At 43.8% G+C, this 20,890-nt stretch carries 13 protein-coding genes; 5 read left to right on the forward strand and 8 right to left on the reverse strand.

Annotated features, from left to right (window positions below):
- The first annotated feature begins 613 nt into the window (after positions 1–613).
- Together D1Z90_RS19350 and D1Z90_RS19360 are read left to right on the forward strand one after the other, a co-directional pair.
- Positions 614–2,515, forward strand: a complete 1,902-nt coding sequence (locus D1Z90_RS19350; protein WP_158587196.1) for an immunoglobulin-like domain-containing protein — start codon at positions 614–616, stop codon at positions 2,513–2,515.
- 285 nt (positions 2,516–2,800) lie between these two features.
- Positions 2,801–4,618 (forward strand): right-handed parallel beta-helix repeat-containing protein, encoded by a 1,818-nt coding sequence (locus D1Z90_RS19360; protein ID WP_147378802.1) that lies wholly within the window; start codon positions 2,801–2,803, stop codon positions 4,616–4,618.
- A 114-nt stretch (positions 4,619–4,732) separates the two neighbouring features.
- On the opposite strand, the gene D1Z90_RS19365 is transcribed toward D1Z90_RS19360, so the two are convergent.
- The 5 genes from D1Z90_RS19365 to D1Z90_RS19385 are packed head-to-tail and all read right to left on the reverse strand — an operon-like array spanning position 4,733 to position 10,888.
- The gene (locus D1Z90_RS19365) at positions 4,733–5,878 is read right to left on the reverse strand and encodes a VWA domain-containing protein (RefSeq protein WP_119912443.1); all 1,146 of its coding nucleotides are present in this window, start codon (positions 5,876–5,878) and stop codon (positions 4,733–4,735) included.
- On the reverse strand, positions 5,875–8,310 hold the full coding sequence (locus D1Z90_RS19370; RefSeq protein WP_119912444.1) for a DUF5682 family protein: 2,436 nt from the start codon (positions 8,308–8,310) through the stop codon (positions 5,875–5,877). The genes D1Z90_RS19365 and D1Z90_RS19370 overlap by 4 nt, the downstream gene beginning before the upstream one ends.
- Positions 8,311–8,313: 3 nt before the next feature.
- Positions 8,314–9,438, reverse strand: coding sequence for an ATP-binding protein (locus D1Z90_RS19375; RefSeq protein WP_119912445.1), 1,125 nt, complete (start codon positions 9,436–9,438; stop codon positions 8,314–8,316).
- Positions 9,439–9,449: 11 nt separating this feature from the next.
- Positions 9,450–10,583 (reverse strand): hypothetical protein, encoded by a 1,134-nt coding sequence (locus D1Z90_RS19380; RefSeq protein ID WP_119912446.1) that lies wholly within the window; start codon positions 10,581–10,583, stop codon positions 9,450–9,452.
- Complete coding sequence (locus tag D1Z90_RS19385; RefSeq protein WP_119912447.1) at positions 10,580–10,888, reverse strand: hypothetical protein; 309 nt, start codon at positions 10,886–10,888, stop codon at positions 10,580–10,582. Before D1Z90_RS19385 ends, D1Z90_RS19380 begins: the two co-directional genes overlap by 4 nt.
- A gap of 179 nt (positions 10,889–11,067) precedes the next feature.
- Here D1Z90_RS19385 and D1Z90_RS19390 point away from each other — a divergent pair, with 179 nt between their 5' ends.
- Entirely contained in the window at positions 11,068–12,090 is a 1,023-nt protein-coding gene (locus D1Z90_RS19390) for a BRCT domain-containing protein (RefSeq protein WP_119912448.1), read from the forward strand.
- Positions 12,091–12,354: 264 nt separating this feature from the next.
- On the opposite strand, the gene D1Z90_RS19395 is transcribed toward D1Z90_RS19390, so the two are convergent.
- Genes D1Z90_RS19395 through D1Z90_RS19405 form a run of 3 tightly spaced genes read right to left on the reverse strand, consistent with a single transcriptional unit; the run spans position 12,355 to position 17,982 of the window.
- On the reverse strand, positions 12,355–13,812 hold the full coding sequence (locus tag D1Z90_RS19395) for an efflux transporter outer membrane subunit (RefSeq protein WP_119912449.1): 1,458 nt from the start codon (positions 13,810–13,812) through the stop codon (positions 12,355–12,357).
- On the reverse strand, positions 13,802–16,888 hold the full coding sequence (locus tag D1Z90_RS19400; protein ID WP_119912450.1) for an efflux RND transporter permease subunit: 3,087 nt from the start codon (positions 16,886–16,888) through the stop codon (positions 13,802–13,804). The genes D1Z90_RS19395 and D1Z90_RS19400 overlap by 11 nt, the downstream gene beginning before the upstream one ends.
- Entirely contained in the window at positions 16,885–17,982 is a 1,098-nt protein-coding gene (locus tag D1Z90_RS19405) for an efflux RND transporter periplasmic adaptor subunit (protein WP_119912451.1), read from the reverse strand. Before D1Z90_RS19405 ends, D1Z90_RS19400 begins: the two co-directional genes overlap by 4 nt.
- Before the next feature lie 185 nt (positions 17,983–18,167).
- On the opposite strand from D1Z90_RS19405, the gene gltS reads away from it, so the two are divergent.
- Together gltS and D1Z90_RS19415 are read left to right on the forward strand one after the other, a co-directional pair.
- Entirely contained in the window at positions 18,168–19,397 is a 1,230-nt protein-coding gene (gene gltS / locus D1Z90_RS19410; protein ID WP_119912453.1) for a sodium/glutamate symporter, read from the forward strand.
- 5 nt (positions 19,398–19,402) lie between these two features.
- The gene (locus tag D1Z90_RS19415) at positions 19,403–20,713 is read left to right on the forward strand and encodes a patatin-like phospholipase family protein (RefSeq protein WP_158587197.1); all 1,311 of its coding nucleotides are present in this window, start codon (positions 19,403–19,405) and stop codon (positions 20,711–20,713) included.
- Positions 20,714–20,890 lie beyond the last annotated feature (177 nt).

Raw genomic sequence — 20,890 nt, forward strand, 5'->3', positions numbered from 1 at the left:
ATGGACTCGTTGCGGTACAAGCGAAGTGGCATTTTGACTTTCAAGCCAACACAATAAAACATCGCAGAGTGCTTTCCATACCCCGCTTAGGAAGGGAAGTTCGGAGCCATAGGCGGTATCAAATTTACGAGTCCCAATATCAATGGGCAATACTGGAATATCAACGGCTCACGCACAACGCTGGACTAGGGAAATTATGAGGGGATCCGTCAGCACCTTCCTAAAAGAGGCTTCAGCTCTCTTAATTCAGGACTCGCTCAAAGGTTCGCATTAATCATAGAGCTAAGCTGCCATCAACGGTCGCTTACCATTGTTAGCTTTGTAATCAGGGCGGGTGATTAAAATTGTTTATTTAAAGCTTCAATCAGGCTTTTTATCTGTTCTTTCCTTTAAGTTAGCGCTTTACACTTCTCAAACTCAGTGCATCTTATAAGCAATGAAATAAAATAAACCTTAAGCATGAGAAAAAGAACAGCACGTCATTATAAGGCACCAATTTGACTGAAATTTGATAATATTCTTGCGGAAAATTTATATCAAAAGTTCAGGAAGGAAACTGATGTCACGTTGTAAAATACTTACTTGCGGTTTTTTAAGTTTATCTGCACTCGCCTTGTCGGCATGTGGAGGTGGAGGTGGTAGTGACTCGTCAAGTGCTTCAGGAGATACTCTGCCTCCAGAAGTGCGACTCAATGGTAATGCCCAGCTTAATATTTCGTGGGGCAGTAACTACGAAGAATTAGGCGCTGTAGCAACAGATGATGTTGATGGCGCTTTGAGCGTGAATATCAGTGGTTCTGTTGATACCAATGTTCTCGGACAATACACACTGGTTTACAGTGCAACTGATACCTCAGGAAACACCACTTCAATTAGTCGTGTGGTTACTGTAGAAGATCTAACGCCACCCAATTTTGAGCTCATTGGTGGCGAAGCCATTACTCATTCGTACAATACCGACTTCATTGAACCTGGAGTATCAGCTTTCGACCTGGTTGATGGAGCACTCGAAGTAACCACTTCTGGCAGAGTGAATCAAGGCGAATTAGGCGACTATGTGTTGACTTACACCGCAGTAGATCATTCAGGGAACTCTGCCACTATTGAACGAACAGTGTCTGTAGTAGATGATTTACAACCCACTATTAACCTAATTGGTGAGAGGCATATTACCGTTAAAGCGGGTGCTGACTACATGGATCCTGGTGCAATCGCTATTGATAACTATGACGGTGATATTAGTGCCAGCATTGAAGTCACGAACAATGTTAACACTGCGGCCGCTGGCAATTATGACATTACATACAAGGTTGAGGACAGTCAGGGTAACTTTACTTACCAGACGAGAAACGTTGTTGTTATCGAACCCGTGTATAGCTACAAAATGCTTGATCAAGATATTACCTTGTGGGAATCGGGTTACGAGCATACCCTGGTTTTTAAGTTCGATGAAGTCTCTGCCTTTGAACGTCAAGTACGGGTGGAAGTATCGACTGATTCGACAGCAACTGAAGACGTTGACTTCAAGGTATTGACGACAAATCTATTGGTTGAAGCTGGCAGTTTAGAAGGTAAAGTGAGACTTCGCATACTTGACGATGCTCTTTACGAAGGCGAAGAAACAATCAACTTAGACTTGTTTGATGACCGAGATATCAATTTTGGTCGTGAGCAGATAATTTTGAGTGATGAGTCAGTGCCTGTTACAGAGCACGCAGAGCTTTCCGGTGAGTACCTTGCTCCAATGGTAGCTGCGATTGACCATCAATTATACGTGAGTAACTTAAGTAATATTGAAAGTTACAACTTGATAACTGAAGAATCCTTGGTTCTCAAGACTTCATACATCGGCAGTCATACTTATGGCGATGCAATTTCTTACAAAGGGGATGTTTACGCCTTTGATAAAGGTCAACTGTATCTACTGGACAGAGAGACATCTACTTTTAACCGAATTTCTACAGCACCTACTGAGTTAGATTGGAGCCCACAAATAGAAGTTGTTGGAGATGAGCTGTTTATCTTTGGTGGTATGCTGGACAGTGTTAATGAGAGTACTAACCGTGTGCAAATTTACAACTTCCTCACTGGGAGATGGCGTTTCGGTAAAGATTTACCATTTAGCACGAGTATGAATGCGGTGGCGCAAGTTGATGGTAAGCTATATGTGTTCCCACACAACACCTTTGATACAGCAGGAGTGCGCTATAACCCAGCTACGGATACTTGGTCTGAATTACCTTTACTGCCAGAGCGAAGAAACCTCTCTGGTGTGGCGGTTGCGAGTGGAAAATACATTTATGTTGTAAACGATACGGACTTAAATGATGAATTAACCACAAGTCTATACAGGCTAGATGTAGAATCATTGTTTTGGGAACTTTTCGAGGTTAATACCCCCAGTAAGTGGTATCAAGATGGGCTATTATACAAAGGTAAAGTTTACTTAATTGGTGGTAACAGAGATTCTGTAAATACAAAATCTGTTGTTTCACTTTATCTAGGCGATGATTAATATATATTAGGCATATAACCGACCTGACGGTTGTCTGTTTTTCAGCGGCAACTGTCAGCTTCATCGCCAAACTCGACCGTCACCACTATTACCAAAACAAGCGGCTAAAGCTCGAGTCCCTTGATCTATCGGGCATTTCGTTCTTATCTTCATGATATAACATGCTTGGTCTTAAACTGTTCGGACAGTCTGAATGTGACCGCCGTGGTTTATTAAGTATATTTATTTGACTTTTTTATGCATTAAGAAGACTCTCTTGTTACCCCTTCTATTGATGCTATCACTGTGGCTATACCTACTTTCTCTTTTCTTCAAAAAAATCCAAGTCAACTAATCATTATCGCTGTTTTGCTTTTATTTCTATCAGCTTGTGATGGTAGCGACTCTTCTGTCGTCGCTACGCCTACTAGCGATAAAACAGAGTCAACACCTACTAACGATAAAACAGAATCAACACCTGCTAGTGATAAGGCAGAATCAACAAGCGTTACTTCAGAACCACCCGTTATCGCAGGAAATAACGCCCTTGCTGTCGCCATTCCTTCCCCTACTCTCGATTATAAACAACCCAAGCCCGCACGGCCGGCTGACTGGAGTAATGAGGTAGCTGGGTATTACTACATTGACATGGTTAATGGCAGTAACGAGATGGCGTTTGGTACCCCTTCTTCCCCACGAAAATATATGCCTAAACAGTTAACAGCAGGTGCATACATCGAAATTTCCGGGGATTATGATCATGGCCTTAAACCTGGTAACTATGTCAAGCTTGACTACCAAGCAAACGATGAAGTGTGGATAGCAGATATTTCAGGACCCGTTTGGATTACCAAAGCACAGGATAAACCTGGAGAATTTGTAAAAATAAAAGTCATTCTGACCGGTAAGAATATTTATTTAACGGATATTAACTTTACCCAAGGAGCCAAACCTCAAATAGGCTCTGCTTCAAATGGTTACCCCGCGAAAAATATTATTATTAGAAATATTGACGTTACTGGCGGCATCTCTGTAAATGGCGAAAGTGCTGATTCCGCCAGTGATAACGTGGTTATCTATAACAGCACGTTTCATGACTCAGGTGATGTCAATGCGGATTATGATCAAGATGCACACCTAGTGACTATCAACGCGTTCAGCTCAAATGTATGGCTTTTAGGGAATACCTTACACACAGCTTCTGGGGCAGGATTACAAATACACGGTGGCTTTAATAACAGTCATAACACACACAGTATTTATGTATCTGAGAATGAAGTTTATAACGTTCGTCAATCTGGGCTGTGGGTTAAATCGGGTAAAAATATTATCATTGCCAATAACCATGTTCACGACATCATCGACACGCCTTGGTCAGTGTCTAAAGGTATAGGCGCACAATATGAGCCCGATGGTTTATGGATCATCAATAATTATATACATGGTATGAAATACGGCGTACGAGTAGCCTCAACAAGCGCAACAAAGTGGCGTCAAAAGGTCTATGTCATCGGAAATGTTATTCACGATATTAATGCATTAGACAGTGAAGTTGGGCCAACTGCCTCCACGTCTTCTTGGCAGCCCGCAGCCATTCATTTAGCATCAATGCACGAACATTATATCTATAACAATCTAATATTTGATGCACCAAATGGCATTAACATTTCAGCACCAAGCAGTACAGTTATTGCAAATAATATTATCTTGGATGTCTCTGAGTCTCATCAAGATGGAGAAACGGGTTATCATATATTAGCGGAAATACAAGATCTTAACGAAGAAGTATTTATTGAGAATAATTATTTCGGCTCAAATATGAATGTGCGCGTACGCCACCAATTATTTGATAGTGCAGCCTATTTAAATGACTCATTAGGTGCAAATGAAAACTTATTGGGCTACAACTTCATCAATGAATCTAACTTAAGTGATTTATTTAAAAAAGATATTGCCAATATCGAACTTTCGCAAATACAAGACAGGGGTAAAGATATACAAGATGTATTTATACATGCCTTTACGCTTGCTTTTCCCACAACAAGTGGCATTAGTCACGATATCTTAGGCAGTTTACGCGACTTTGGCAGTGCTGTTGACATCGGACCTGTCGAAGTGGAGTAATTGTTAGCATAACAATCTGTGAAACAAGGCAACCATTTATTTAAACACTATGCTGTTCGCTCCATGTAACGCATTTGGGGTCACTGGGGTATCTGCGGCAATATTGCTTAAAAACTAGCCTTGGATAATGCGAGCCATAGACGAAGCTAGTTGCTCGGGAGTACAGGCAAGAATATCCATGCCCTGCTTTTGTAATTTGGCGGCGATGAAATGGTCGTAATCTTCTCGAGCGTCATAACTCAGCGCTCCTAGGCCAACGACTCGACTGCCACTGTGGGCTATCTCATGTGTGGTAGCGAGTAATTGCGATAAATTTCCGCCTTCCATAAAGTCACTGATCAACACAACAATAGTGCGCCTTGGCTCTTTAATAAGTTGTTGTGCATATTTCATCGCTTGAGCAATATCTGTCCCTCCACCCAGTTGTACCTTAAGTAAGACGTCCACTGGTTGACCGACCATGTGGGATAAGTCTGCTATTCCAGTATCGAACAAAAATAACGAGGTGTGCACAGCGGGAAGCTCATAAAAAATAGAAGCCATGATTGTGGAAAAGACAGCAGATTCTAACATCGAGCCAGATTGATCCACTGCAATTATGATATGCCAGGGCCGCTGATTGCGCTCTGAAGCATAAAAGAAAGCACGCTCGACGATTAGCTTTTGCTTATCAGGATCCCAGTTGTGTAAATTTCTACGTACCGTTGTTTGTAAGTCTACGTTGCGAAATACCTGAGAAGGGGAATGTCGGCTACGGTTGATGGCACCATTAATACTCTGCGTGACTTCCACTTTTATCCTATCTTTGAGCTCACAGACCACTTTATTAATCACTTTCATGGCCAGAATGCGAGTTTCTTCATTGAGTAAGTCTTTGAACGTCATAATGGTTTTTACGAGATCAATATTCGCTTCCACTTTCTCCAATAACTCTGGCTGCTGCAGTATTTGTTCAATTCCCCGCTTTGCTATCAGCTCTCGCTCCATTATTTCCTTCACTTCTCTTGGAAACAGTTTATCAACCCTGTTTACCCATTCGGGAATGGTAAACGTAGCAGCGCCATTGCCACCAGCGGAGGTACTTTCGAATAAATAATCTAATGTTTCTTCTTGTTGCTGACTTAAGGTGTCACTTATTGTAATACCCTGCTCTTCAGCATCAGGACCGAGAATCAAACGCCACCTCGTCAGCGTTTTCAATTGCTGCGAAGTAAGGTTAACGCCCGGTTGGTAAGGAGAGTGTCGCTGCAATTTTGTCATTGTTCTTCTTCTAAAAACTCAAACCAAGAATGCATGATTTCAGCGACTTGGTTGTCTAGATCAGCAAGCTGATGAATCGCTGCTAACGGAATATTAAGGTTTAACTGCTCTGCTTCACTTAGGCCATAGTGCTGGGCAACGGCATCGGCAATGCGCACCCGCTGCAGTTGGCTTAGCCGTTCAAAAGCGGCCCTAAAATGCACCACCATTTGCTCAAATACAGGCGGTTCCGCTTGGCTAAGTAACACGTCTATCGATGCTACAATTTCCTTTGCACCCAGTAAAATTGACGTATGTGACAGTGAAACAACCCCTTCAATAAACAAGCTGCACTCTATCATTAGCTCAGGGGCGGTATATTGATAACGGCAAATTTCTTGCGCCAAGTCATCGGTACTTCGCTGCTTTAACTCCATCAGAGCACCATAAAAACACCCTTTCAAAAAAGGCACCGTACTTGCATCTGCAACCTGATGAAGATACTGAATAAAGTTATCACGGTCCAACTCAGCTAACTCATCGCTCAAGTAAACTTGGCACATTTGCAGTAACCCTTGCACAATAGCGTCTTCTTCGTCGGCCGGGGCATTGCTTATTGTGAGTAATGCATGGTTCGCGTAGCTGAAACAACGCTGCAATAAAGGCACTAAAGACTCGACGCTAAAATCAACCAAAACCAGTCGTTGGCGGCACAGTAATAAGTTGGTGAAAGATTGAGTTAAAGAAGCAAATCGATGCTCATTCACTAAAGCCTGTTGGCATAAACTGTGAGCCTGGCTGACCATCTGTGGCAGCGCCATATCAAGTGCGATTAATAAGCCCTCACTGATATCTGTGATGGCAGCGCTAGTTGAAAATAAGTGCTGTAACTGATGCGTCACAACGGCTTCCAAAGTGTCACCGTATTGGCTCAACTCGATTAAGCGCTCTTGAGTACCGGGAGTTAAACAATAAGACCATTGCTCTTGAAACAAACGTTCATTGCCTTGTTGACTTATGGATTCAGCAAATGGCACCTTTAAATATGTCAGCCGACGTAAAAAAATGGCTATCGCTCGCTGCTCTGGTTGCCTTATATCCAGTTTAAGGTGCTGTTCATATTCTCTATCCTCACCTTTTGAATCCATGTTGTGTAAAGCTAACTCAAGATGAAAAGCTTTTACCAGGGGTAACTGTTCCACTGCCACACTTACTTTGCCTTGTTGGTTGCCAGTGAGAGCTTCAAACAAAACACGTTGTAAATGTTGCCCTTCTCGGTCAGGATCGCCTTTACAACAACAACTAAAAATGGCATCCACAATATCATCTAAAATAGGGCTTTCTCGATGACGCAACTGACCAAGCATCATTGCATGCTGCACACTTGCTATAGCATCAGACGCAGTTAACGGCTCTCCTTTTTTTCTCGCATAATCAATGAGGTACTGTACCTGTTGATACAAGTTTTCCGACTCAGTACGGTTGCCGATTAAGGCTTGCCATAACCCTTGATAGAAATAAGGAGCGCGATTCCCCGCTTTATAGCCCGAATGTTGGCTCAATCGCTCGTAACTAAATGGCACTATGGTGTGATATTCCTTGCCAAAGCCAAATGCGTTACGCGTATGCTCTTCGGCCTTTTTTTTGGCCATGAACATATGCAACCCACCACATACTACCATTGGTTTTCGCGTTGCGTTTGGTAGCCAATGGTCTTTGATTTGCTGCCACATAAACCCCTCGCGAACGAGGGTTTGTTGGTCTAGCTTGGTGGTTAACCTTACCGCAGCAGAAAATGCAGCCATTTTGGCACGATAAGCGTCGAATTGATGAATCTCAGTACGCTTTAATAGCTCGGATTCAAATAACCCATCCCAACACTCGTGCCAATGATGATAATGGCCTGCTTGCGTTAGCATTTTAAAGAAGCGACTATTTAAAATTTGCTGCTGCTCTAGCGCGGCTTTATCCTGTTGCTCGCCTTCCCTTTCCACTGAAAAAGCTGAAATGTGGGCAGGTAAATCAATAAAAACGATTTTAGCTCCGACTTGCGATGCTGTTTTTATCGCAACATACTCCGGCGAATACTCCAGCAATGGCATCCAACTCCCCATTGCCGCCACAATTTCCTCTGAAGGCGTCGTGATACCAGCTAGTGCAAACTCATTATCGGTATCACTGAAGCTTGAATAAAACGCAATCGGCGGCTTTGTGCCCTGGTCTAAGAGTTCCGCAAGCAAGTCTTGATATTGTACCGGTGCTTCGATAAATACTTGCTCAGGTCGCTGCGTTAAAATAGCTTGCTGAACCATCAATGCACAACTGGGAGAGTGATGTCGAACGGGCAACCAATATACTTCATCATTAAGCCGCTCTTGGGTGAGCGCTTCCAACTCAGACAATAAGCAAGTGTCTAGACCCGCCTGATGCCACAATGTGTCTTCTGCCTTCATCAATTACAATGCACCTTTGGCAGCCAAGTAGAATGCATTCCATAATGAATCGGTTGCACCTCGACTTTTAGCGATGGTGTTTAAATACTCAGCCAACACTGCGCGATCATTAGCTTCTTCCTTTACAACGGCCCCGACCATGTTTTCAGCAAGGCTACGTGCGCCGACATCACCGCTCCCTAAGTATTGAGCGTGCAGTGAAGCATCTAACAAAACTGCAATACTTTCTGCCGTGGACAAGGTGCTGGAGACCGGTTTAATTTTAATACCGTCTTCCGTTCGTCCTTGGCGCAACTCGCGAAAGACACGGCTTAATAACTCAATGACATCAGGTTGAACGCTAACCGTTAGCTGATATTGTTCCGTCAGTTCAGCAATGCGCTGAGCAATAATAGCTTGCTCGGTTGCCCCGTCGCTAACGACCGGTATGTGGATATAATTAAATCGACGCTTGAGCGCGGCAGATAGTTCATTAACCCCCTGGTCGCGAGAGTTGGCTGTCGCAATCAAATTGAAACCTGGGCGCGCCCACACCATATTGTCATCTGGCAGCTCGGGGATTGCGATAGACTTATCGGACAGGATTGAAACTAAAGAGTCTTGCACGTCAGGTACGCAACGGGTGATTTCTTCAAACCGCAGTAATCCTCCTTGGTTCATCGCCACCATGGTAGGAGAGGGAACGCGATTATCACGGCTATAACCTTCCGCAATCACCTTAGCAATATTCCAAGTATACTTTATATGCTCTTCGGTTGTGCCCGCGGTTCCTTGGATCGTAAGCGTTGAATTGCCGCAGATGGCCGCGGCTAAATTCTCAGATAGCCAACTTTTACCTGTACCGGGCTCGCCTATTAATAACAACGCTCGCTCAGACGCCAGTGTAATAATTGCTCGCTCAACCAAGCGTCGGTCACCAAAAAACTTTTGCGTAATAGCAACCTGCTGTGTCTTCCTGCCTTTTTTATAATTGAGCGTTTCCCCACCCAGTATAAATAACAACACCATTTTTGGTGACAATAACCAAGAAGGCGGAGGCGTATCTGGATCATTTTGTTTTAAGGCTAATAATTGCTCTTGGTATTGTTGCTCTAACGGCGCTCTTATTTTTTCATCTGTTTTTGCCATGGGTTCACTACTTATTGACTGAATTGTTTAAAAAGGGTTTTGTAATCTGTTTTATCTTCACCAAGCATAAGATGTTCAATACCGTTACTTGTGATCACGCTTAATGGCTGCAAAACGCGCTGCCCCAACTCATAATGCATTAATGCAAACAATGCTGGCTTAGAGGGCAATTTGGCCAATCTTTTCATCGCCAGCAATAATGCCTTGCCCTCTTCAGACGTGCTAATTAATGCGACATAATCATTGCCCGTGGCACTGATATTTATCGCTAAGCGATCAGGGAACCCTATCGCTTGATAAGGCTCACTCATCTGCCAATCAACCAATAGCACTTCGGTTTGTAAATCAATTTCGAGGTCAAACGGCGAAGGCTTATACTGACTTAATTGTTGCCTCGCAACTTTGGGCTGACACTGAATTAAACGAGTGAAGTGAGGCAATGAAATAGCCGGGTTCAAAAAACTGACTTGCGAGTCCGGTAATAAACTCACACGAACACGTTGATGGCTTTCATAGCTGACAACGGCTTTATTGAACTTAAATGCATTTTCCAATAACTCTCTGGGCCGGTAGCCCTGTTTTTGATCAAAATCCAGATAGGCTTCAGGGTGTATTTTCTGTGCTTTGGGCAAAGGAAAGATTAATGAAAATGAAATGAGCTTGTTAGCCAACTCGTGCTCTTCATCTGTCATTCGCAGCCGAAACTCAAAAGCAGCAAACACCCCTGAAACCATTTTTTTACTGACCCCAAGAGTCATGCAGTCAAGTTCAGAAAACGACTTGGTTTGTTCACTAAAGCTCAGCGATTGCCACAGCACTGCGTTCTGCTTGTCTAACGCTTCCGATAAGCCCTTGCACATTAACCAACAACGATTTAAAAAAAACGATAAACGCCGACTTGAAAAAGCATTATCTTGTTGTACATAACGCTGAATCTCTTGCATCAGTAACCGAAGGTTAGAGCCTAAGCGCGTTAGGCCAATAGATGAAGCTTGTTTAAAGGCTTGCTCAAATTGTTTAACCGTACTTTCTGATGCGGTTGGCATCCCCGTCGAAATGATTGCCTCAATGTCCTTCGTCACCTGCTTAAGCAAGGTCATTAAAGGCTTTTGCTGCTGTTTGGGAGGAAGTTGCTGAATATTCACATCTCTCCTTTATCATGCTCACTGGCAAGACAAGTGGATTGGGTAAATAAACGCTCGAATAAGAACAAAGCAGTTTGCAATTTAAATAACCTGACCGCCCCATGCTCATTGCTATCAATAGCGGTCAATAAGTCTTCAATGGCACAAGCTAGGTTGGTAACACCATGCTCGTGGAATAGTTGTTGCGCCTGTTCTAAAAACCGCAAATCTTGCGCACTAGAGGTTGCTAAACCTCTCACTATTAAATTGTCTAATTGAGTTCGTAAATCAATTAGCGTATTTATTAATTCTTGGTGTTGTTGCATATTCTCTAGTTACTACATGGTTTTATAAATACAGCGTCTTAACCTGGTTATACACTCGCCCATAGCTCGTAACTACCTGAGCAGTTGAGTTAAAATAACATAAACAAGGCTTGAACATAGCAATAATGCAAGGCAGTCTTGCTGTCATTACAATATTTTAAATAGAATTGAGTTGATATATGACTTTTGATAATGAGTTCTTAACAAAGCTAGCAGGCAAAACATTTGCTCACTTTGGTGATTTTTCCGTATGGCCTGCCTATTATGCTAAGAGCGACACTCCAGACAGTATTATGAAAGAATATGGCGCAGAGCAAGTAGAAAAAGTTACGGCGGATATTGACTTCTTAATCCTGGGAGAAAAACGAAAGAAAGGCAGAGCGGAGGCGATACGCCAAGCCGAGAAATTTGGAATCGAAATATTAGATCAGGCTACTTTTTTCTATAAAACTCGCCCGAATATCAAGGCCGCTAGTTTTTCATTTATTGGTGGTTTCGAGTTTTTACCAGAAAGTGTAGTAACAGAGCCCACATATTCAGTGTTGCTTGATATTGGTTGCCAACACCACGAATCTGTAACCCCTGAAACCCATTTTTTGGTGTTGGGAGACAAACGAGGAAAAGGGAAAGCGGCGCAAGAAAAGTTAGCGCTTAAGTACGGCGCTAAAATAATCAGTGAAACTCAATTTCTCGATCTTATGGCCAATCAACTTCCCGTTACCGACCTAAACTTTCAAACCTTGGTCATCAAACTGCAACGGACCATCAACGCTAATCGTCTCAAAAAAGCACTACAAATGCTCAAAGAGTCTTCTTATAGCTTATACAAAACCCATGATACACAGCATATTAAAGGCATCGTCAGCAGCCAAACAAGCTCTAGTGAGGCATATTCATGTATGTTAACACATGAAGGGCATTATTCTTGCTGTTCCGAAGAGCTCACCCCTTGTTGGGGTTTACAAGGTGGCGGGGCTTGTAAGCATATTTTAGTGCTCTTGCTGGGGCTTGCCAAAAACGGCGATGTTGATGCTACGACGTTGTTTAAATGGGTCCAATCAAGCACAACGCAAAAAGTAAAAGACGATGATGAAAGCCAAGATTTACTCGCACAAACTTGGTTACGTTATAAAGGCGCACAAGCGGGTGAACTAGACTGGCGACCAATGGAAACAGTACCTGAGGATTATTACGCTTTTTGATAAAACACCCAGGGCGCTGTATGCCTTGATACAGTGCCTACTTTTACTTCACAACAAAGAAACCATTGCACTGTGAAAGGTTTCTTATAAGCCTCCCCCGCGATCATCATTGTTCGGACATCAGCCGCCTTTGGGAGAAATATGTGTTTATAAATCATAACTCCAGGTTAATTAACATAGCTAATCAAGGTCCTGTGTATAAGAACACAATAGCTGCGGTAAAGGATCGTTTGCTCCTTTACCGCAATAGTGCAAGTAGCGCCTTTATTTTACTTTCCAGTTACCACCTAATGCTTTGTGCAAGCCAGTAATAATTTGCGCAGTTTGCAGGTGCGCCGCGACCTCGGAATCACGAATTAAGTTTTGTTGACGTTGGGCGTCAAGAACCGAGATATAATCAACCAAGCCAGCTTTATACAATGAGTTGGCTTTATTCACCGCAGTATCTGCATGACCTCGGGTTTGAACCACGAGAGTTTCAAGCTCTTGGCTACGACCAAACGCAAATAATAGCGTCTCAACTTCATTTAAAGCCGTGTTTACCGCATTTTCATAATTAAGTGCTGCCGCTTGAAAGCGACTTTCTTCAATTTCAACTAAGGCTTGTGAGCGGCCACCATCAAAAATGGTCCAACTGGCACCGACACTTGCCACCCAAGCTGCAGAGTCTTTACTGAACAGGTCGCTGAAATCGCCAGCCAATAAACCCGGCGAGCCGGTTAAATAAAATTTGGGATACTTGTTCGCAATCGCAGCCCCGACATCAGCATTTATCGCAGCCATCTCCCGCTCTGCTAACTGAATATCGGGGCGCTGCTTCAATATCTCAGAAGACATGCCAATTGGAATCAAACCACTGAACTCAGGTGCAGGCTGAGGTTTAGCCAGGCGTTGGCCTATTTCAGCTACCGAAGTGTCTAATAAAATGGCCAAGCGTTGTTGATGCACACTTTTGGCTATTTCAAGCTGCGGCAAGGTAGAGCGAGTCGCCGACAGAGCAGCTTTTGCTTGCGCTAAGTCGAGTTCTGAGGCATAACCGCTTTTGACTAAACTGCTCACCAGTTTGAGGGTTTCTTGCTGGCTGGCGATAGTTTCATTGGCGATATCTTTACGCTGATCCGCACCGCGATATTGTAGGTAGTTGTTTATGACATCTGACGAGATCAAGGTCAACAACGCCGACCTCGCTATCGCAACTTGCTCAGCTCTGATAGCCGCCGACTCAGCTTGATAGCCAATGCGATTAAAAACATCCACCTCCCAGCTGATATTGGCACTGACAGTGGTAAAGTCATACTGGTTATCAATTAACGCATCACCACCAGTTAAACCACTAAACTCTCCCGGCGTTACTAAAGGCCCAGCCAACGGGTCATTTTCACTGATTTGATAGCTTGTCGCACCAGCATTCAAGCTAATCGTAGGCACTTTAAATGACGCCACCGCTTTTTGATAAGCTTCGGCAGATTTGATTCGCTCAGCCGCAACTTGCAATGGAATATTTTGGTTTTGCGCGTCAGATATGAGCTGGTTCAATACTGGATCATTAAAGTTGAGCCACCAATTCGCGCTCACCAACCCACCCTGAGCATCCACACCTGTTACGTCTTGATTAAGAAAAGCACTGCCTACGGTATCTTGAGGTGCACTATATTCTGGCCCAACCGCACAACTGGAAACCAGTAATGCGAACGCGACCAAAGGTATTTGCTTACGATTCATGGATCATATCCTTATTTAGCGAATCTGTTGAAACGACGGCTTTTTCTTGTTGCTCTTCGCTTTTGTAAAAAATACGATACAAGGCTGGCATCACAAACAATGACAACAAGGTAGCGGCTGCCAATCCGCCGATGATGGTTGCCGCCATCTGGTCAAATAATAAATCGGTTAACAGCGGAATCATGCCTAACATGGTGGTAAGTGCTCCCATGGAAATGGCCATGGTACGATTCAAAGTGGCTTCTTTTATCGCTGCATCTAAAGCTGCGCCATTTTTACGTTCCAATTCAATTTGGTCCATCAAGACAATACCGTTTTTAATGATCATCCCCGATAGCGTGATTGCCCCCACCAAGGCCATAAAGCCAAATGCTTTATCGGCAATCAATAAAAACGCAGTGGCACCAATCGCCGCGAGCGGTACAGTAATACATATAATAATAGGCTGCTTAAAGCCATTAAACATACCCACCATGATGATGACCATGATCAAAAACGCGGCAGGAAGGTTAGATAAGGTATCTACTACCGCTTTGTTTTCATCGTAGTATTCTCCGCCCCACGCCATGCTATAACCAGGCGGCAAAGGGATATCTTCAATTTCTTGTTTGACCAGGTTACGCGCTATAGCAACCGTTGAACCCACCACCCCAGCTTGCACCGTAATTGTTGGCACGCGGTCGCGTCGCCAAATCATCGACTCCTCATGCTTTAATTCAAAACCATCAATAACTTGACCTAATGGCACGGTATGAATACCCAACAAAGATTGAACCGGAATCGATGGTAATTCGCCCAAACCCACATCGATACTGCGGACTAAGATAGGAATAAGTTCATCACCTAGCTTCATTTGGCTAATCGGAAATCCCTCCGAAGCACGCTTAAGTGCTATCGCAATATCCGTTCGATTTAAACCCGCTCGGCGCATTTTGTCTTCATTAATAATAGGCACAATCACCTTACTTGGTTGCCGCCAATTATCGCGAATGTACTTCGCGTGTGGATTGGTCTCTAAAATGGCTTGAGCTTGGGCCGATAGTTCACGTAGCACTTTTGGGTCAGGACCGCTAAAACGCGCTTCAATGCTAAACTTATCTTTGGTTGCCAATTTCAGCGCTCGAAACCTGGGCTCAGCATGCAAAAACTGCTCTTTTAGCCAAATGTCGCCACGCGCTACCAAAGGCGCAATCGAAGCATAGTCTTTTGCATTAATCAAAATTTGACCATAGCTGCCATCAAAAGGTTCAGGCTCTACCGTCACCGAAAAGCGCGGAGCACTCGCACCCACAAAGGTCGCAATACTGCTTACTTCCGGTTGCTGCAATAACCAGTCTTCAATAGTTTTCATGTCTTCAGCGGTTTGTTCTATCTTGGCGCCATTGGGTAACCAATAGTCCAAAAATACAATTGGCCGGTCCGACGACGGCATAAAGACAACTTTTACCATAGGGATTGCAAGCACGGTTAAAATGAGTAGCGGCACTATCGCTGATAAGCCTTTCCAAGGGTTGTCGACCATCCAGTTAACACACTTGCGATAAGTGGCGATAAATTTGGACTCTTGTTGCTGCCCAGCATTCGCATCAGGTCGTAACCACACCCAACACATCAACACGGTAATCGTTACCGCAACAAACCATGACAATAACAATGATGACATCATAATTTGTGGTACTGACTCGGCAAACTCAGAGGCGTCAGAAGTAGACAACACCACCGGCATGGTACCCATCATAGCGATCACAGTCGCGCCAAGTAATGGCATAGACGTTTCTTTAACTGACTCAAGGGCAGCTTGCGTACGCTCGATACCTTTGTTTATTTTCACTTTAAATAAGTCGGTGATAACAATCGCATTATCAACTAACATACCCAACGCTAGGATAAAGGTACCCAGTGACACACGTTGTAAATCAATGCCCGTAAAGCGCATAAATATCAAGGTGCAAAGAATGGTAAGCAGTAAGCTAAAGCCAACAATTAGCGCACTCTTCATCCCCATAAAGAGCCACAAGATCACCACCACTATCAGGATACTTTCCATCAAGTTAATTACGAAGTTATCAATCGACTTTTGCACTTCGTCGGGCTGAAATGCAATGACGCCTATCTCGACCCCAATAGGTAATTCACTTTGGTATTGCGCAATGAGCTCTTTTAAACTGTCTCCCAAAGACACCACGTTAATGCCAGGCACTGGGCTTACCGCTAAAGAAATCGCATCGTAGCCGTTATAGCGGCTCATACTCAACGCTGGCGTTTGATAACCCATCGAAATATCAGCAATATCGCCTAATCGAATCAGTCCGGTACCTATTTCACTCACGCCGCCTTTAATGGTGAAGTTTTTAATGTCTTCGACACTTTGAAATGCGCTGCTTTGTTCAATTCGGATCCGCTCTATGCCTGCAGCAAAGCGGCCTGCTTCGTAAATGGTATTTTGACTGTTTAGCTGAGCAATGACTTGCGCAGCGGAGATTTTGTACTGCGCCAGGCGCTCATCTGGCATATCAATATTAACTACTTGGTTTTGTACTCCATGCAGTTCAATTTTTTTAATGCCATCAATGGTTTTTAGGCGACGCTGTAATTCTTGAGAATATTCCTTTAGCTCAGACTTAGCAATGCCATCACCGTAAATGGAGAACAGCATGCCGTAGACTTCTGAAAACTCGTCTTGCACCACACTGATTTGCGCTGTGGCCGGTAATGTCAATTTGACATCACTGATTTTGCGACGCAATAAATCCCATTCTTGCGGTAACTGGTCAGATGAAATGGTTTCCTTTAAGTCGACAAATATCATCGACATACCTGGTTTAGACAACGAACGCAACTTGTCTAAGCTGGCCATTTCTTGCAGCTTAGTTTCCACTTTGTCAGTGACTTGATCTTCCACCTCTTTGGCGGAGGCTCCTGGGTATAAAGTAACCACTACTGCACTTTTCACCGTGAAGGTAGGGTCTTCTAATTTTCCCAGTTGAAAATAAGATACGATACCAGCTACCACACAAAGCACAGTAAAGAAACCAACAAAGGTGCGCTGCCTGATCGCAAACTCGGCTAAATTCATAAGTTAGCTCCCGGCTTGGCATTTTTAACAATCAGCTCTCCCACTGTTTGCCCAGTTTTAAGAAAGCTAACCCCAGAAACAACCACCTTGTCTCCGGTTTTTAGCTCGCCAGTGACACAAGTTTTATCGCCCAATAGTTTCTCGATTTTTACGTTCTTACTGACTGTTGCGCCATCTTCTATCACGTACACAGACTCAGCATCAGAACGTGTGCGCAAAGCGGAATAAGGTAAGCAAAACACGTTGTCGCTATTGTCAAAGTTCACTTCTACAATTACAGCTTTACCTGGTAGGGTATCCGGATTGGTTTTATCAAGCGCAAATACCACCGCATAGGTTTGTTTAATGGCATTGGGAACCGTACCAATTTCACTGGCTTTAGCCGTTAATTTATCGTCATAACCGTACCAAAACACCTTCGCCTCTAACGCTTCTGTAAAACGGTTAATTAAACTTTCTGGCACATCGATAACGGCTTCTAATTTACTTGGTTCATGGAGCTCAAAAATAGCAATACCCGGTAAAACTTGCTCAAACTGCTCTGCTTTTTGGGCGCCAATAACGCCGTCAAACGGGGCCAGTAAAGTGGTATAGCGAATCGCATCTTCGGCTTTATTGATATTCTGCTGCACCACTTCGATTGCCGCTTTGCTACGTTCATAAGCACTTTTAGCACGGTCTAAATTCACCGTCGCAATCGCATTATCACGAATGGCTTGTTTCACTCGAGCTAGTTCAGACGCAGCTAAACGATGAGCAGACTCGGCTTCAGACAGGCGTGCTTGCAGCTCCATCAGCGCCACTTCATAATCGTGGGGATCTAACTGTGCCAGCTTTTGCCCTTTGGTAATTTTATCGCCGGTAGCGACAAAAACATCTTGGACTGTGCCAGGCACCCGAAAGGCTAGCGCGGCTTTGTCAACCGCTTGTAGCCGACCAGCAAAAAACTGTTGGTACTCGCTGTCGTTTAATCCCAGTTCAACAACGTTTACGGAACGCGGGGATTTATCGGCAACTGACACGGCTTTATCCGAACAGCCAGAAAGCGCTAACAACATAGATAGTGTTACTGCCTGTTGATATCGGGCTACCATTACTCACTCCTTGATAAAGTTTTTGGAAAAAAAGTTAATATATTTAAGTTTGATATCATATAATATACTAGTTTTTTAACCAATCGCTTTTTCTAAACAGTAACCACGAACATTTAATTAACGTTCAGACAACAAACACCACAAAAACTCAGCTCTGACAGGCTAAAAATAAGGATTTAAAACCAATGGAATTTACAGATGGTGTCATCATGTTTGATGCTTTTTTTACCGTGACGGTAGGCATCATGGTGTTATTTTTGGGCCGGCGTATCAATCAAGTCTGCAAGCCGCTGCAAGAATTTAGCATTCCTGAGCCCGTATCAGGAGGCTTACTTATATCGGTTTTAACGGCGGTGCTATTTTTTGCTTTTGATACCACCGTTACATTTGACTTGGTGGCCCGTGACGTATTGCTGGTATATTTCTTTACCACCATAGGTATCAATTCCAGCCTGAAAGATTTACTTAAAGGTGGCAAACCTTTGGTCGTGCTGTTAGTTATCACGATCATTTTTATGATATTACAAAACTTAACCGGTATCGGAGTGGCTTCGCTGTTTGGGTTAGACCCGATTTTTGGCTTGCTCAGTGGCAGTATCTCATTAATCGGCGGCCACGGCACCGCAATTGCTTGGGCACCCAAAGTACAAGAGCAGTTTGGGCTAGAAAATGCCATGGAAATCGGTATATCCAGCGCCACCTTTGGCTTGATTCTCGCCAGCTTAATGGGCGGTCCAATTGCTAAGTTCCTGATCAAACGTCACAAGTTATCACCTAATCAAAACAGTGCAGAAAGCGGTACAAGCAAAAAATCTGAACCCGAGCAAAATACCAAGCTCACTTCATTTGAGTTTCTAGATGCCCTATTAGCCATCCATATCTGCGCCATTTTAGGCTTTGTACTCAACGAAGCTATTGCCGGGCTAGGTCTACAATTACCCTTGTTTGTGACTTGCTTGTTTGCCGGTATCGTAATCACCAATTTAATCCCAGACTCTTACCCTCGCATCACTGGCACCAAATGGCCTACCCGCTCACCGTCGATTGACCTGATTGCTGACATTTCACTTGGCACGTTTCTGGCTATGTCGCTGATGAGTATGCAACTGTGGACCCTGATTGACTTAGCAGGCCCTATATTTGCCATTCTGGGTGCGCAGTTTATGCTAGCGATCGCAATCAACATTTTGATTGTCTTTCCTGCGATGAAAAAAGACTATGACGCAGCGGTCATTTGTGCCGGTTTTGGCGGTATCTCGTTGGGGTCCACTCCAACTGCGATGGCGAACATGTCTGCCGTATCCCATAAGTATGGCCACTCTGCTAAGGCGTTTATCATTGTGCCGCTGGTATGTGCCTTTTTCATAGATCTGGCAAATGCGGTCATTATCCCTTACTTCATCAGCATGATGTAATCGATATGACACATAATAAACCATTGGTATTGCTTGGGTTACTGCTGGTTAGCGGTTGCTCAAGCATCAGTACCGCTGAAAACAAAGCAACGCCTCAATCTGATCCCGCTTATCACATTGATGTCTTAGCGAGCCAACCCCACAGTAAGGTCAGCTTAATTTTGGCTTTTTCTGGCGGTGGCACGCGTGCAGCAGCGCTATCTTATGGCGTAATGCAGCAGCTACAACAAACGATGATAGACGTCGGTCGAGGTCCCCAGCCTTTGCTCGAAGAAGTGGATATAATTAGCTCGGTGTCGGGCGGTAGCTTTACCGCCGCCTATTACGGCCTATTCGGCGAACAAATGTTTACCGAATACGAAGATGCCTTCTTATATAAGTCGATCACTGATGACCTGATTTCGACGGCCCTGTCGCCTTTATCATGGTTTTCAAATGATGGCCGTACCGAAATCGCCGAGCGCTACTTTCAAGATAATATCTTTGGCGATGCCACCTTTGCCGACTTGCATGGCAATACTGGGCCTTTTGTTATCATCAATGCTTCAGACATCACTACCGGCTCTCGGTTTTCATTTATTCAAAACTACTTTGATTTATTGTGCTCTGACATTAGCCGCTACCCAGTATCAAATGCCGTCACCGCCTCGGCGGCAGTGCCAGTGTTGTTTAATTCGGTTATCTTAGAGAATTATGAAGGCTGCGAAAAAAACACCTCATTTCATGACGCGATTGCATACAGCAAAGACTTTACTTATCAAACAGAACAAACCTACAAAAAGTTACAAAGCTATAAAGACACCAAGAAAAACCAATATATCCACCTGGTTGATGGTGGCATCACGGATAATTTAGGCTTGCTGGCCATTTATGACATCATGGAACTGGGCAAGTTCCACCAAGATGAGCGTTTATTAGCCACGGAAAAAATTGTCATTATTTCCGTGGATGCGGCAACCGAACCAGACATGGGTGTCGGCCAAGCTGCCAATGGCTTAACCATTAAGCAGACGCTAAGCATGGTCACAGACATTCAGTTACATCGCTACAATGACGCGACTGTTGAATTGATAGAACAATCACTGCAACGCTGGAGTGCGTCATTATCTGTCGACGGCAACAAGGTAGAGCCTTACTTTATTCGGATAAACCTGAAAGATTTAACCGATCAAAAACAGCGTGGCTTTTTCAATCAAATCCCTACCGATTTCAGTTTAGACGAGCAACAAGTAGATCAACTCATCGCTGAAGGCGGAAAACAGTTGGCAAATAACGTCGCTTTTATACAGTTGCTGAAAGATATCGCTAAGCAATGAGTATTATTCGGTGATCCATACTAAGTGAGAGCCTTGGCTTCGATGCATGTTGTCGTCAAAAAATAATGAGACTAAAAAGCAGCAAGCTTTCACTTCAGGACGCGAGCATACTTTGGTTAATTTATAGCCCAAAGAAGACTTGCGCTCTATAATCATCGCACCAACCAGCTTTTTTAA

The sequence above is a fragment of the Motilimonas pumila genome (assembly GCF_003596335.1).
In the GTDB taxonomy this organism is placed as follows: domain Bacteria; phylum Pseudomonadota; class Gammaproteobacteria; order Enterobacterales; family CBDFNC01; genus Motilimonas; species Motilimonas pumila.

What these genes read in the sequence shown, in the direction of transcription:
- D1Z90_RS19365 (WP_119912443.1), bottom strand. Translation starts at nt 5,878, where the DNA reads ATGACAAAATTGCAGCGACACTCTCCTTACCAACCGGGCGTTAACCTT.
- D1Z90_RS19405 (WP_119912451.1), bottom strand. Translation starts at nt 17,982, where the DNA reads ATGGTAGCCCGATATCAACAGGCAGTAACACTATCTATGTTGTTAGCG.
- D1Z90_RS19370 (WP_119912444.1), bottom strand. Translation starts at nt 8,310, where the DNA reads ATGAAGGCAGAAGACACATTGTGGCATCAGGCGGGTCTAGACACTTGC.
- D1Z90_RS19395 (WP_119912449.1), bottom strand. Translation starts at nt 13,812, where the DNA reads ATGAATCGTAAGCAAATACCTTTGGTCGCGTTCGCATTACTGGTTTCC.
- D1Z90_RS19390 (WP_119912448.1), top strand. Translation starts at nt 11,068, where the DNA reads ATGACTTTTGATAATGAGTTCTTAACAAAGCTAGCAGGCAAAACATTT.
- D1Z90_RS19415 (WP_158587197.1), top strand. Translation starts at nt 19,403, where the DNA reads ATGACACATAATAAACCATTGGTATTGCTTGGGTTACTGCTGGTTAGC.
- D1Z90_RS19400 (WP_119912450.1), bottom strand. Translation starts at nt 16,888, where the DNA reads ATGAATTTAGCCGAGTTTGCGATCAGGCAGCGCACCTTTGTTGGTTTC.
- gltS (WP_119912453.1), top strand. Translation starts at nt 18,168, where the DNA reads ATGGAATTTACAGATGGTGTCATCATGTTTGATGCTTTTTTTACCGTG.
- D1Z90_RS19385 (WP_119912447.1), bottom strand. Translation starts at nt 10,888, where the DNA reads ATGCAACAACACCAAGAATTAATAAATACGCTAATTGATTTACGAACT.
- D1Z90_RS19375 (WP_119912445.1), bottom strand. Translation starts at nt 9,438, where the DNA reads ATGGCAAAAACAGATGAAAAAATAAGAGCGCCGTTAGAGCAACAATAC.